General features: G+C 60.6%; 13 protein-coding genes. 2 read left to right on the top strand and 11 right to left on the bottom strand.

Going from position 1 to position 13,709, the window contains the following annotated elements; translation table 11 throughout:
• The first annotated feature begins 95 nt into the window (after positions 1 to 95).
• Positions 96 to 968, top strand: a complete 873-nt coding sequence (locus FFM81_RS27405) for a LysR family transcriptional regulator (protein WP_138385560.1) — start codon at positions 96 to 98, stop codon at positions 966 to 968.
• Here FFM81_RS27405 and FFM81_RS27410 read toward each other — a convergent pair.
• Complete coding sequence (locus FFM81_RS27410; protein ID WP_138385559.1) at positions 965 to 1,894, bottom strand: alpha/beta hydrolase; 930 nt, start codon at positions 1,892 to 1,894, stop codon at positions 965 to 967. The two genes, FFM81_RS27405 and FFM81_RS27410, sit on opposite strands and share 4 nt — an antisense overlap.
• A 22-nt stretch (positions 1,895 to 1,916) precedes the next feature.
• Positions 1,917 to 2,096: a zinc-binding dehydrogenase gene (locus tag FFM81_RS27415; protein ID WP_246401308.1), complete on the bottom strand. Its 180-nt coding sequence runs from the start codon at positions 2,094 to 2,096 to the stop codon at positions 1,917 to 1,919.
• Positions 2,097 to 2,412: 316 nt separating this feature from the next.
• On the opposite strand from FFM81_RS27415, the gene FFM81_RS27420 reads away from it, so the two are divergent.
• Positions 2,413 to 3,153: an SDR family NAD(P)-dependent oxidoreductase gene (locus tag FFM81_RS27420; protein ID WP_138385558.1), complete on the top strand. Its 741-nt coding sequence runs from the start codon at positions 2,413 to 2,415 to the stop codon at positions 3,151 to 3,153.
• Positions 3,154 to 3,275: 122 nt separating this feature from the next.
• Here FFM81_RS27420 and FFM81_RS27425 read toward each other — a convergent pair whose 3' ends face one another.
• From FFM81_RS27425 to FFM81_RS27465, 9 genes are all read right to left on the bottom strand, one after another.
• The gene (locus FFM81_RS27425) at positions 3,276 to 4,322 is read right to left on the bottom strand and encodes a nucleotidyl transferase AbiEii/AbiGii toxin family protein (protein WP_173883866.1); all 1,047 of its coding nucleotides are present in this window, start codon (positions 4,320 to 4,322) and stop codon (positions 3,276 to 3,278) included.
• A gap of 178 nt (positions 4,323 to 4,500) precedes the next feature.
• Complete coding sequence (locus tag FFM81_RS27430; protein WP_138385556.1) at positions 4,501 to 5,118, bottom strand: type IV toxin-antitoxin system AbiEi family antitoxin domain-containing protein; 618 nt, start codon at positions 5,116 to 5,118, stop codon at positions 4,501 to 4,503.
• Between the two features lie 205 nt (positions 5,119 to 5,323).
• Positions 5,324 to 6,979, bottom strand: a complete 1,656-nt coding sequence (locus FFM81_RS27435; protein WP_138385555.1) for an electron transfer flavoprotein-ubiquinone oxidoreductase — start codon at positions 6,977 to 6,979, stop codon at positions 5,324 to 5,326.
• 19 nt (positions 6,980 to 6,998) lie between these two features.
• Entirely contained in the window at positions 6,999 to 7,901 is a 903-nt protein-coding gene (gene folD, locus FFM81_RS27440) for a bifunctional methylenetetrahydrofolate dehydrogenase/methenyltetrahydrofolate cyclohydrolase FolD (RefSeq protein WP_138385554.1), read from the bottom strand.
• Between the two features lie 3 nt (positions 7,902 to 7,904).
• Positions 7,905 to 8,789, bottom strand: coding sequence for a formyltetrahydrofolate deformylase (purU, locus tag FFM81_RS27445; RefSeq protein WP_138385678.1), 885 nt, complete (start codon positions 8,787 to 8,789; stop codon positions 7,905 to 7,907).
• A 27-nt stretch (positions 8,790 to 8,816) separates the two neighbouring features.
• Entirely contained in the window at positions 8,817 to 9,746 is a 930-nt protein-coding gene (locus FFM81_RS27450) for an electron transfer flavoprotein subunit alpha/FixB family protein (RefSeq protein ID WP_138385553.1), read from the bottom strand.
• A 27-nt stretch (positions 9,747 to 9,773) separates the two neighbouring features.
• On the bottom strand, positions 9,774 to 10,523 hold the full coding sequence (locus tag FFM81_RS27455) for an electron transfer flavoprotein subunit beta/FixA family protein (protein WP_130775886.1): 750 nt from the start codon (positions 10,521 to 10,523) through the stop codon (positions 9,774 to 9,776).
• 16 nt (positions 10,524 to 10,539) lie between these two features.
• Positions 10,540 to 11,652 carry an aminomethyl transferase family protein gene (locus tag FFM81_RS27460; RefSeq protein WP_138385552.1) on the bottom strand — a complete coding sequence of 371 codons (1,113 nt, stop codon included), beginning with the start codon at positions 11,650 to 11,652 and terminating at the stop codon, positions 10,540 to 10,542.
• 20 nt (positions 11,653 to 11,672) lie between these two features.
• Entirely contained in the window at positions 11,673 to 13,709 is a 2,037-nt protein-coding gene (locus tag FFM81_RS27465) for an oxidoreductase (RefSeq protein ID WP_138385551.1), read from the bottom strand.

Here is a 13,709-nt window from a genome sequence, read left to right on the forward strand (position 1 = left end):
CCAGTTGGAAGGCGATCCACGAAAACCTTGTCATTGCCGCCCTTGATGCGGTAGCCCTCGGAAACGCGAGCTGTGTTGCAGAAAGGGGAACGGGGGTGGAAATCGACGATCTCAGGACCTTCGTGGAAGTCGCCGACGCCGGAGGGGTGACACCCGCCGCGCAACGGCTCGGTGTCTCGAAGTCTATGGTCAGCCGGCGCATTGCGCGTCTCGAGGCGGAGCTTGGCGTACAGCTCGTCGCGCGAACGACCCGCGGCATCGCACTGACGGAAGAAGGCTCGACGTTCCGCGATTACGCGGCGAGGATCTCGGCGGATATCGATGCGGCGCGCGAGACGATCCTGCCCGCGGGCGAGCTGCGTGGTCGACTCAGGGTTGCCGCACCTCTGTCGTTCGGTCCGACCCACTTCGCTCCCGTTCTGTCTCAGATGGCACATCGACATCCGCAGCTACACGTCTACTCGTGCTACACCGACCGCTTCGTCGATCTCATTACCGAGGGTTTCGACTGCGCCATCCGGATCGGCTACCTGCCGGATTCCAATCTCGTCGCCAGGCGCGTCGGACCGCTTTATGGAAGGTTTGTCGCCAGTCCCGACTACCTCGCAGCGAACGGCTCGCCCGAAACGCCGGACGAGCTTCCAAAGCATGAGGCGCTCATGCAGGGAACGGAGATCTGGCAGGTCACCGATGGCGACCGGGTGCTTAACATCCGACCGCAAGGCCGCTTCAAGGCCGACAACGGAGTGGCACTGCTCGCAGCCGCGTTGGAAGGTCTTGGCATCGCCAGACTTCCAAACGGCCTCACGGACCAGCATATCGCATCCGGTGCGCTCATCGAGGTGATGCCGAAGCACCCGCCGCCCACCGCGGGCATCTTCGTCGTCAGGCCTCCTGGACAGCATCCTGCCAAGAAGGTCCGCGTGCTGACGGAGATGCTGATCGAATGCTTCGAGTCCGGCGCCTAGGAGCGGCTCGAATCCTGCGTAAGATGCTCTGAAAAGAACTCGGCCAGCCTTTTGACCGCCCGACCAACGTATTCCGGCTTGTAGTACAGGTCGTAGTGGCCCGCGCCTTCGACTTCAAGGAAGTGCTTCGCCCTCGACGGAGAAAGGTCGAACAGGCGCCTCCCCGCCTCGTATTGACCGGTCGGCCCACGGCGTCCGCCAACGACAACCTGGAGCGGCTGGGTCAGCAGCTCGGGCACGAGGCTGAAGGCGTCGAAACCCAGCAGGCTGCCGTAGCTGACGAACAGCAGGCGGTTCGTCGAATTCGGATGCCGATACTCCGACTCCCTGTAGAACGTGACGGTCTCAAGCAGTTCCGGGTCGGTGATGCCTGCAGCCCTGGCCTCTGCAAGACTATCGGGAATCCAAGGATCTCTCCGGGCCGCGGCGCCGCGGACCTGCGCCGTGCGCTTCACCGCCACGTCCTGGAGGGTCTGACGAAAGTCGGGAAGCAGGCGGCGCATCGCTTCGCCGATGTCGTTGGCGACGACCGTGCCCACCGCCTTGAAGCGCCTTTCGGTCAGGGCTGCCTTGATCGCATAGCCGCCGCCCGCGCAGATCCCGAGAACTCCGATCCGCGCTTCATGGACGTAGGGTAGCGTCGTCAGATGATCGACCGCGCAATGAATGTCATCCACACGAACGGACGGATCTTCGAGATCGCGTGGTTCACCGCCGCTCTCGCCCTGGTATGACGGGTCGAACGTAAGCGCTATGAAGCCGTCGGAGAGCCTTTCGGCGTAGATCGCGCCGATCTGTTCCTTCACGCTGCTGCCGGGCGTCGCAAGGATTATTGCTGGATATGCGTCGGCTTCGTTTAAATCCGGCGGCACGTGAATATTGCCGACGACTTCGATATCTCTGTTCTTGAATGAAACCCGCTTCATACGGTGGTCCTCCTTATCGCATTCACGGCGTCATCACTACCCGCCCGAGGGGCTTGGCTGTGTCGGCGTAGTGATGCGCCTTCGCAGCGTCTTCAAGGGCGAAGGACCGGTCGATCACGACGTCGATTCTTCCGGCAGCGGCAGCGGCAGCGGCAAGGAGATCGTCGACGGTGGCCGCAGACTGGATCAGGCACGTCGGCATACGTCAGCACGGATGGTGGCCCCGGATTGTCGTAGATCGCGGCTTTCATCTTCACTCCATTTTGCGAGGAAAGTCGTGAGAGACATGTAGGAGGTCCACGGTTCCGAAAAAGGGTTCCTGGTGGGAACGCCCTGTTGCTCGGTTTGCAACGAGCGGCGGAGGCAGCGGCCGCTGTTCCCCTCCGCGCAACAAGCTGTCGCATTCACCGCCACTTCAAGCGCTGAGCCCTGGCCACGAAATAGGACGGACATCCGTCGGGAGCTGCCGCAAGGCTGCGGTCCTCCCCATCCGACGACGAAGAAAGGAACCGACGCATATGATTGATTTGAACGGAAAGCGCGCTTTGGTCACTGGCGGCTCGCGCGGTATCGGTGCAGCCATTGTCGAGGCGCTTGCGGAGAACGGCGCCGACGTGGCATTTACCTATCAACGCGCGACAGAGAAGGCTGCGGCGGTTGCCAAATCCATCGAAGATCGCGGCCGTCGAGCCGTCGCGATACAGGCCGACAGCGCCGACCCGCAGGCCATCACGCGGGCTGTCGAAGACGCCGTGGCTGCGCTCGGCGGGCTGGACATTCTCGTCAACAGCGCCGCCATCGGACACGCGGGAAGTATAGCCGATCTGAACCTAGACGAATATCAGGCGGTGATGGACGTTAACGTCCGCGCTCCGGTGCTGTTCGCGAAGGCCGCCATCCCGCATCTGCGCGAAGGCGGCCGTATCATCACGATCGGTTCCGCACTTGGCGAGCGGGTACCTTTTCCTGGGATCACCCTGTACGCGATGTCGAAGGCGGCGCTGACCTCGTTTACGCGCGGCCTCTCTCGCGAACTTGGACCGAAGGGGATCACAGTCAACCTCGTCCAGCCCGGAGCGACGGACACCGACTCCAATCCGGCGGACGGCGCGGCTGCGGATTTCCAGCGAAGACTGACGTCGCTCGGACGCTACGGCGAACCGAGAGAGATAGCGAACGCCGCCGTATTTCTTGCAAGCTCCGCCGCTAGCGTGATTACAGGTGCGACCCTGACTGCGGACGGCGGCGCGATCGCCTGATGCACTTCCCTTGGCGTGGCCTTTCGCTGAGGAAGGTCACGCTTTCCGCGACATCCGAAACCTGAGATCGTTCCTCAAGGTCCCCAGGCTCTTAATCGCTCGGTCGGTGTCTGGCGGATGTGCTATGTAAACCCTTCGCCAAATTCCCTTGAAAAGTCCCTTATGTTGCTGATTTCGAGCAGGTTCAAAAGCTCCGAGAATATCGGGTCTGCCCTGTGTATCTTCCACATTGAAGAACATTGTGAAATGGGCGGGTCGCAGCGGATATTCGTTCGAAAAGGCCGGGCCCCGAGTCCACCAGCGGCATCGGGGCACGCTCGAGCCTGAGCGCACTGGAACACACCCCCCGACAATGCTTGCATAACGGGGATCAAACTCCTGTCGCAACCGGCTGCAGTTGAAGAGATACGAACCGCCGATCCCGTTATTACTTCATCAGCGCAATCGATTTGTAATCGCTCCACAGCGCGACGTGGTGACGAGACCTCATTTGCCCAGCCTAGTAGCCCAACAGCATGTGGCATCAGGAACGTGGCAATCTCCGCGATGACGTCCGTCAGATTGCCGGGTTCGTGTGCAACGCTTTCAATAAATGCGTGCCATTGCCGTTGCTTTTCCTCGTCCTTGGCAAAGGCGTCCGTTAGGGCGTCTGGTACCTCAGTGGGGATCGGAGTGTCGCGGCGCTCGAAAGTCGCCGTGATTGCACGCGCCAACCTGTCATCATTGAAATCGAATGACCTGCTGAGAATCCAGATTTCGTAGAAGTCCTTCATCCGGCTGTTTGCACGCCCCAGCATGACCATCGCCTGGAACTTCTCGGCAATGACCGTCTCGCGCGCATAGGCTCGGAGCCGGTGCATCGGAAAACCGAGCATAGAGGGATAATCTAGCACTTCCGCCCCAGGCTCGAGCGCATCGCCAAACCCGATGTCGATCGTCAGGGTGATCCGGGCGCCGCTGATCGAGGCGACCACCTCAGCCTGAGCCCACCATATTCCAGTCCCTCGCGAATGCGATCCACGCGTAAAGTTTCTGCGTCGAACGTGACCGCCATCATCAGCCCGTTGCGCTAGAATCTCCCGAAAGGTCTTCAGCATAGGCTCCGGCTCGGGACTGCCAAAGCCCAATAGGTAGAGATCACGCGTGCCGCGGTGCGGATCGTCAACCAACTCATCATGAGCATCGCACCCTTCAGCACAAAACAGCCCGCATGGGGTGACCGGCTGAGCCGGAATAATAACCGCTCAAGCGCAAAACGCGTCAGAACCAAATCGAAGCTTTGTCCGCTTGCCTTGGCGAGTTGCAACAGGGCGGGCGCGCACCGAGGCGCCAAGATTTCTGATTTCTTTAGCCATTGGCGGTTAGTGCCTCGAGATACGGCCGGATCACCGTGCCAACACCACCGCGCTCGGCCTGATCAGCGATTTCACCAGGAGTAGCTCTTCGTTGCCGCAGCGTCTCCTGCAGCCCCTCAATCGCCACGGATAGGCCAATCTTGTTGCGATAGCGAAAGCAATCGGCAATCGTCTTAGAAATTCCAAAAATCTTCACCGGAACGCCTTCGACGAGATGGGTTTCGACGCCATCGTGGAGCAGACTGTCTGTGAAGCGTACGATGCGCATAGCAGGGCCGTTCGGTTGTGGAGCCCAGTCGTTGCGGCCTATGGCAAGCCACACGTGTCTCGGCAGTTGGTCGGTGAGGCCGTGGAACGCGAGAGCTGAAACAAGGCAGACAACGGCTTTCGGAACGCGTTTGGCAGTCTCTGCCAGACTGTGGTTGGCATCGAGTTCCGCATCGGGGAGTTGATAAAGACCGCGGGCAAGCCGCACGACCTCGCCATCCCGTTCCATCCGGCTGATGGTGGCCGCCGTCACGCCTGAATTCCGCAGTTCCGCCAGACGTGCTATCCCGCATTCAGCGAGCACAGTTCGGGCGATTTGGCGTTGGGTGACGGAAGCCGGCATTGATACAAAAACTCGGAGGATAGAATCTATTATCCGAGGATTTGTATCACAATCCTTAGCCCTGAGAAAGACGTCGATTGGCGAAGCCGTGAGCAACAACAAACCGTCGCCTCGAACGGATACGAACCGCCGACACGCGCCTCTTTTTTGAAGCTAACAGATTTGCTGGTGATTTGCGGCATATCGTTGATTTATGGAACTGTCGTCACATATTCGGATATACCGGTCCCTCGCCGCCCTGGGGCGGCACCCAGTTGATATTCTGGTTGGGGTCCTTGATGTCGCAGGTCTTGCAGTGGACGCAGTTCTGGGCGTTGATGACGAAGACGTCCTGGCCGTCCTTTTCCACCCATTCGTAGACACCGGCCGGACAGTAGCGGGTCGACGGGCCGGCATAGATGTCGTGCTCGGAGCGCTTCTGCAGGTCCATGTCCTTGACCTTGAGGTGGACCGGCTGGTCTTCCTCGTGGTTGGTGTTCGACAGGAACACCGAGGACAGACGGTCGAAGGTCAGAACACCATCTGGCTTCGGATAGGCGATCGGCTTGTGCATGGACGCGGGTTCGAGCGACTGGGCATCGGTCTTGCCGTGCTTCAGCGTGCCGAAGAAGGAGAAGCCGAACAGCGTGTTGGTCCACATGTCGAGGCCGCCGAGCGCCACGCCGGCAGCCGTGCCGAGCTTCGACCAGAGCGGCTTGACGTTGCGCACCTTCTTCAGGTCGGAACCGATGGCGCTGTCGCGCCAGCCGTTTTCGATCTCGATCACCTCGTCATTGGCACGGCCGGCAGCTATCGCATCCGACAGTTTTTCGGCGGCGAGGATGCCCGACAGCACGGCATTGTGGCTGCCCTTGATGCGCGGCACGTTGACGAAACCGGCCGAACAGCCGATCAGCGCACCGCCGGGGAAGGTCAGTTTCGGCACCGACTGGTAGCCGCCCTCGGTGATGGCGCGGGCGCCATAGGAGAGCCGCTTGCCGCCTTCGAAGGTGCCGCGAATGGCCGGATGCGTCTTGAAGCGCTGGAACTCCTCGAACGGATAGAGATAGGGGTTCTTGTAATTGAGGTGCACGACGAAGCCGACGGCAACCAGACTGTCCTCGAGGTGATAGAGGAACGAGCCGCCGCCGGTTTTCATGCCGAGCGGCCAGCCGAACGAGTGCTGCACCAGGCCCTGCTTGTAGCTCTCCGGCTTCACCTGCCAGAGTTCCTTGATGCCGAGCCCGAATTTCTGCGGCTCCCGATCCTTTTGCAGATCGAATTTGGCGATCAATTGCTTGGCGAGCGAACCGCGTACGCCTTCGCCAAACAGCGTATATTTTGCGAGTAGCTCCATGCCGCGGCCAAAATTCGGACCCGGTTCGCCGTTTTTCTCGACGCCCATGTCGCCGGTGGCAACGCCAATGACGGCACCGGCTTCATCGTAGAGCACTTCGGTGGCGGCAAAGCCGGGATAGATCTCGACGCCGAGGCCTTCCGCCTTTTCGGCGAGCCACCGACAGACCAGGCCGAGCGAGACGATGTAGTTGCCGTCATTGCTCATCAGCGGCGGCATCAAAAAGTTCGGCAGACGAATGGAGCCGGCAGGACCCAGCAGCAGGAACTGGTCGTCCTTGACCTCGGTCTTGAAGGGATGCCCCTCTTCCGCGCGCCAGTCCGGCAGCAACCGGTCTATGCCGATCGGATCGACGACCGCGCCCGACAGGATATGCGCACCGACTTCCGCGCCCTTTTCCAGGACGACGACAGACAGCTCCGGATTGACCTGCTTCAGACGAATGGCCGCAGACAGACCGGCCGGTCCGGCGCCGACGATCACCACGTCGAATTCCATGCTTTCGCGTTCAGGCATCTCTCTCATTTAGCACCGGCCTCATTATCTACGAGAATTTTGGTGACGTCTTGCCGGCCTTACGGTGGGCCGCGATAACGGTGTTTGCCATCAGCATGGCAATAGTCATTGGGCCTACCCCACCCGGAACCGGCGTGATGACGCCGGCGACCTCCGCGCATTCATCGAAGGCAACATCGCCAACTAGGCGGAACTTGCCCTCGCCTCTCTCAGAGGCGGCTATGCGGTTGATGCCGACATCAATTACGGTCGCTCCCGGCTTTACCCAGTTCGCCTTGACCATTTCCGGACGGCCGACCGCGGCAACGAGAATGTCTGCATTGCGGCAGATCTCGAAAAGGTCCTTAGTGCGCGAATGAGCAGTCGTCACAGTTGCATTGGCGGCAAGCAGCAGCGCCGACATTGGCTTTCCGAAGAGGTTCGAGCGGCCGATCACCACGGCTCCGAGGCCAGAGAGGTCTTCGCCATGGGTGCGGCGCACGAGGATCATCGCTCCGGCCGGCGTGCAAGAGACGAGGCCTCCATCGAGATCGCCCGTCGCCAACTTGCCGGCATTGACAATGTGCAGACCGTCAACATCCTTCTCCGGCCTTATCGACTGAATGATCGAGTCCGGGTTGAGGTGTTTCGGCAGCGGCAATTGGACCAGGATGCCGTGGATGGTCTCATCGGCATTGAGCGCTTCGACGATTGTCGCAAGCTCTTCTTGGGTTGCTCCTTCTGGCAGCGTGTGCTGGATCGAATTGAAACCGCATTCTTTTGCCATGCGGCTTTTCGCGCCGACATAGGCATGGCTAGCCGGATCCTCGCCAACGATGACCACGGCAAGACCTGGCTTGACCCCGGTATCCTTTTCGAGCGCCAACGTCGCTGATTTCACGGCGTCATTTACCGAGGCGGCAACTTGCTTCCCATCGATTTTTGTCGCCATCCCTCAGCCCATCCGTTCTGACACGTAAGAGCCCGGGCTTGCCGGGAATACGATGGTCTTGTTGCCGTTGAGGAACACCCGATGGTGGATATGGGCGTGGATGGCACGAGCCAGCACCTGGCTCTCCACATCACGGCCAATGGAGACATAGTCAGATGCTGACTGCGAATGCGTGATTCGGGCCACGTCCTGCTCGATGATCGGGCCCTCGTCTAGATCAGCGGTGACGTAATGCGCCGTCGCCCCAATCAGCTTCACGCCGCGCTCATAGGCCTGCTTGTAAGGGTTTGCCCCCTTGAAGGACGGAAGAAATGAGTGGTGAATGTTGATGATGCGGCCTGACATCTTCTGGCAGACGGGATCGGACAGGATCTGCATGTAGCGGGCCAGCACGATCAACTCGGTGCCGGTCTGCTCGACCACGTCCATGATGCGGGCTTCGGCCTGCACCTTGTTGGCCTTGGTCACCGGAATATGGTGGAAGGGGATGTCGTGGTTGACGACCACCTTCTGGTAATCGAAATGGTTGGAGACGACGCCGACGATGTCGATCGGCAGCGCGCCGATCTTCCAACGGTAGAGCAAGTCATTGAGGCAATGACCGAAGCGCGAGACCATCAGGAGCACTTTCGTTTTGGTGTCTCCATCGTGGAACTCGCTGACCATCTCGAATTTCTTCTTGATCGTCTCGAAGCCAGCGTCAATGTCGCCGATTGTTGCGCCCTCCTCGCTCGTGAAGGTAAGCCGCATGAAGAACATGCCTGTGTCCAGATCGTCGAACTGCGAGGAGTCGACGATATTGCAGCCTTTGTCTGCCAGAAAACCGGTGATCGCGGCTACAATGCCGCGTGTTGACACGCATGATACGTTGAGAATGTACGTTTTCATATTCAGATCCATTGGGCCCTATGTTGACTAGAGTGCCTTTTCGAGTTCCGGCAGGATGACGAAGAGATCGCCGACGAGGCCATAGTCGGCGACCTGGAAGATCGGGGCTTCCTCGTCCTTGTTGATGGCGACGATGACCTTCGAATCCTTCATGCCTGCGAGATGCTGGATGGCGCCGGAAATGCCAACCGCGATGTAGAGCTGCGGGGCGACGACCTTGCCGGTCTGGCCGATCTGCCAGTCGTTCGGAGCGTAGCCTGCGTCAACTGCAGCGCGCGAGGCGCCGACGGCAGCACCGAGCTTATCGGCAACCGGCAGGATGACTTCCTGGAACTTTTCCGAGGAACCGAGCGCACGACCACCGGAGATAATGATCTTGGCAGAGGTCAGTTCCGGACGATCCGAGGAGGACAGCGCGTCCTTGACAAAGGTCGACAGGCCGGGATTGGCCGCAGCCGAGATAGTTTCGACCGAGGCCGAGCCGCCTTCGGCAGCGGACGCGAAGGACGCCGTGCGCACGGTGATGACCTTCTTGGCCTCGCCCGACTGAACCGTCTGGATGGCGTTGCCGGCATAGATCGGCCGCTTGAAGGTATCGGCCGAAACAACTTCGGTGATTTCCGAGATCTGGGCGACGTCGAGCAGTGCTGCGACGCGCGGCAGGACGTTCTTGCCGGTCGAGGTGGCCGCCGAGAGGATGGTATTGTAGGAACCGGCGAGCGAGACGATCAGGGCTGCGAGCGGCTCCGCGAGATTGTTAGCGAGGTCGTCGCTTTCGGCGAGCAAAACCTTGGAAACGCCCGTGAGCTTGGCAGCTGCATCGGCCGCCGTCTTGGCGCCCTTGCCGGCCACTAGAACGTGGACGTCGCCGCCGATCTTGGCAGCAGCCGTCAGCGCCTTGGCGGTCTGGTCAGAAAGCGTTGCGTTGTCGTGGTCAGCCAGAAGAAGAATGGCCATGGTGTTAGTCTCCTTTTCTGGGCTTTATTAGAGGACGCCGGCTTCGTTCTTGAGCTTGTCGACGAGTTCGGCGACCGTCTTGACCTTGATGCCGGCCTTGCGGCCCGAGGGCTCCTCGGTCTTCAGCACCTTGAGGCGCGGCGCGGTGTCGACGCCGAAATCGGCCGGTGACTTCTTGTCGAGCGGCTTCTTCTTGGCCTTCATGATGTTGGGCAGCGAGGCATAACGCGGCTCGTTCAAACGCAGGTCGGTGGTAACGACGGCCGGCAGCTTGATCTCGATGGTCTGCAGACCGCCATCGACTTCGCGCGTCACTTGCGCCTTGCCGTCACCGATCTCGACCTTGGAGGCAAAGGTGCCCTGTGCCCAGCCCAAGAGGGCCGACAGCATCTGGCCGGTCTGGTTGGAATCGTCATCGATCGCCTGCTTGCCGACGATGATCAGGCCAGGCTGTTCGGCTTCGGCGACACCCTTGATGATCTTGGCAACGGTAAGTGGCTCGACCTGATCGTCGGTCTCGACCAGGATCGCCCGGTCGGCACCCATCGCCAGCGCCGTGCGCAGCGTCTCCTCGGCCTTGGCCGGGCCGACCGAGACGACGACGACTTCCGAAGCCTTGCCGGCTTCCTTCAGCCGCAGAGCCTCTTCGACCGAAATCTCGTCGAACGGGTTCATCGACATCTTCACATTGGCAAGCTCGACACCGGAACCATCCGGCTTGACGCGGATCTTCACGTTGTAATCGACAACGCGCTTGACTGTGACCAGAATTTTCATGGATCGGTTCTCCTGCTTATGCTCGCGATCGGGTGGACTTGGGGTCGTAGACTGCGGTTCTATGGACTGCGACCGAGGTCCCGTCTCCCAGCGTCAGCACCTGCCCCTCCTGCGCGCAGGCGAACTGGACATAGGCGAGTGCGATCCCATATCCGACGGTGTGTCCATAGGCGGCGGAAGTCACCTTGCCTATTCCGTCACCGCCCAGCTTTACCGTTGTTCCGATGGCAGGCACGGTCGAACCGGCAGGGAGCTGAAGCAGGACGAGTATGCGCTCGGCGCCATCCCGCTTTTGCTGCTCTACGATCTCCTTGCCGGGGTAGGACGCGTCCTTCGGCCTGATTGTCCAGGAAAGACCTGCCTCGACCGGTGTCGTATCCTCACCGATATCCCGGCCCCAGATCGGAAAGCGCTTCTCGATACGAAGTGAGCCCATCGACCCTGCCCCGCATGGCACGAGCCCAAGCGGCTTTCCCGCCTCCAGGAAGGTGTCGTAAAAGCTTTCGATGTGTTCGGTCGGCACCCAGAGTTCGTAGCCGAGTTCGCCGGTGAACCCGGTTCGGGTCACGATCACCCCATCAATGCCGGCCACCGTCGTCTTGACGACGCCGAAGGCGGGAAGCGCTTCGCTGGATACGTCCACAGTGGTGACACTTTCCAGGCATGCACGCGACTGCGGACCCTGGAGGGACAACGAGACATAGCGATATCCGAGCGAAACGACATGCACGCCATAAGGTTTTGCACGTTTCTTCAGATAGGCTTCGACCTTCTCGACACGATGCGGCGCTGGAACGACCCAGAACAGATCCGGTGACGGGCGATAGGTGATGACATCGTCGATGAAGCCGCCCTCGTCATTCAGGATACCGCCATAGACACCCTTGCCCGGAGCCACCTTCGTCATATCCGCCACGAAGGTTTCATTCAAAAAGGTCTCGGCGTTGACGCCTGCGACCTCCATGAGAAACTGCCCGAAGATCTCGAACAATCCTGCAGCGGTCCGTACCGCCTCGTGTTCCGACCTGGCGTCGGAAAAAACGTTGGCGGTCAAGAAGTTGGCCTTCTCGGTCATTTCGGCATTGCGCGCCTTGAAGGCGTGATAGAGTGGTGTTCGTTTCAGCGGCATAGTGTTTGATCCCTCCGAGCCTAAAGAAAAAGTGTCGGTCGCTCGCGTTTGAAAATCCGGTCTTCGGGCTCCGTGCCCAGTAGTTCGCGCGCATGGCGATGGCCGGAATAGACCGCGCCCTGGATGACGCCCGGACATTCCGCGTCGCCAATGGTGCGGAAAGACAGACCGCGCGCGGTAAGAGCGTCGCCAAGGCTGGTGTCCGGCAGCCGGGTCCCCACTGCGACCAGTGTCGCAGCCCTGATCGGCGGCTGCGGCTCGCCGGTGTCGCCCCGGCTGACCGAAAGCCCCTCCCCGGTCCAGCCGATCGCCACGCTGTTCGGATACATCCGCACACCGGCCGCCTTCATCTCGGCGATCATGCGCGGCTGCTCGAGTGTGTGTCCCATCCACGCCGAAAGCGCGGGCATGGGGCTAACGAGGTGCACTTCGTTCCCCTTAGCCGCCAGGTCAGCCGCTAGGGAGTTGGCCATGTAGTAGTGGTCATCGTCGTAGATGACCACGGAGGCGCCGACGCCTGCGCCATTCATGATGTCGTCAGGCGATAAAGCTGTACCGTCGAAGCCGGGAATGGGCACAAGCCTCGTTCGCCCGGCCCCATCGCCGCGCCACGGCGCTCCGGTTGCGAGCAGAACATGATCCGCGCCGAAATCGGCGATACCGTCTGCATCCATCTCACTGCCGGGATAAAGGTTTACATTGGGCATCTGCTGGAGCTGGTAGAGCCGGTAGTCCTTGACCCGCCCCCAGGAAGAAAGCCCCTTGATCCGGGCTTCCCGGGCAGAACGACCGCCCATCTCTTCGGCGCGTTCGGCCACGGTCACGTCGTGCCCCGCCTTGGCGAGAACAAGCGCCGCCTCAAGCCCGGCTGGACCGGAACCCACGATCAGCACGATCTTGGCGACGTCAGCCGCAGGGATTCTCTCCGGGTGCCAGCCCCGCCGCCATTCCTCTGAGATCGTCGGATTCTGCGTGCATCGCAGCTCAACCCCGATCGTCTCCACAGCGACACACATGTTGCAGCCGATGCATTCGCGAATATCCTCGATGCGGCCCTCGCGAATTTTCGCAGGCAGGAACGGATCCGCAATGGAGGGACGAGCAGCCCCGATAAGATCGAGCACACCGCGTTTGATCTGGCTTACCATCGCATCCGGCGAGGTGAAGCGTCCGACGCCCAGGACCGGCTTGCCGGTCACCTGCTTGACGAAGCTGGTGAACTCCTCCTGAAAACCTTCAGCATCATAGCGGGCGGTTCCGCTGTCGCGGCTCCAGGATGAGACATTCACGTCCCAAAGGTCGGGTAGATCGGCGAGCGCCTCGATAACCTCCCTGCCCTCGCCGCTGTTCAGGATACGCCTCGGACCGGTCAGTTCGTGCACGGCGAAGCGCACCGCAACCGCCATGTCATCGCCCGCTTCCTCCTTGGTTTCCTCCAGCACCTCGCGGAACAGTCGCAGCCGGTTTTCGAAGCTTCCACCATATTCGTCCGTTCGGTAATTATAGGCCGGAGACAGGAAGTGCCACAGGATTGAGGCGTCGTGCGAGGCATAGACATAAGCGATGTCATAGCCGGCACCCTTTGCCCGGCGGGTCGCTGCCCGGTACATCTGTCGGAGGTTCCTGATATCTTCCCTATCCATGGCCTTGGCCATAAAGGGCATTTCGGGTTTCAGGATAGGCACAACGGATGGCCCCATGGCCGGATAGCCGGTTGAGATTCCGCGAGAGCGAATCCCTGTGTGCCCAAGCTCGATGGAGGCAAGCGCGCCATGGGCGTGAATGCGCTCGACGGAGCGTGCATGCGAGAACACGTCGCCATCGTCCCAGAGCCGCTCGTATGGCAGACCTGCAAGATCCGAGGTCGGATCGATTTCGCTCAGCTGCATTGCCACGATGCCCCAGCCGCCCTCGGCACGGGTTTCGCGGATGCCAATGGCTCCGTTTGGCATCAAGTAGCTATGGCCTATCGCGTGCGGCATCGATACCAAGCGGTTCGGCGCGGTGACCGGCCCGATCTTGAGCGGCTCGAAGAGAATTGAATAGCGCGGATCCAT

Source organism: Rhizobium hidalgonense (genome assembly GCF_005862185.2).
GTDB lineage: Bacteria > Pseudomonadota > Alphaproteobacteria > Rhizobiales > Rhizobiaceae > Rhizobium > Rhizobium hidalgonense.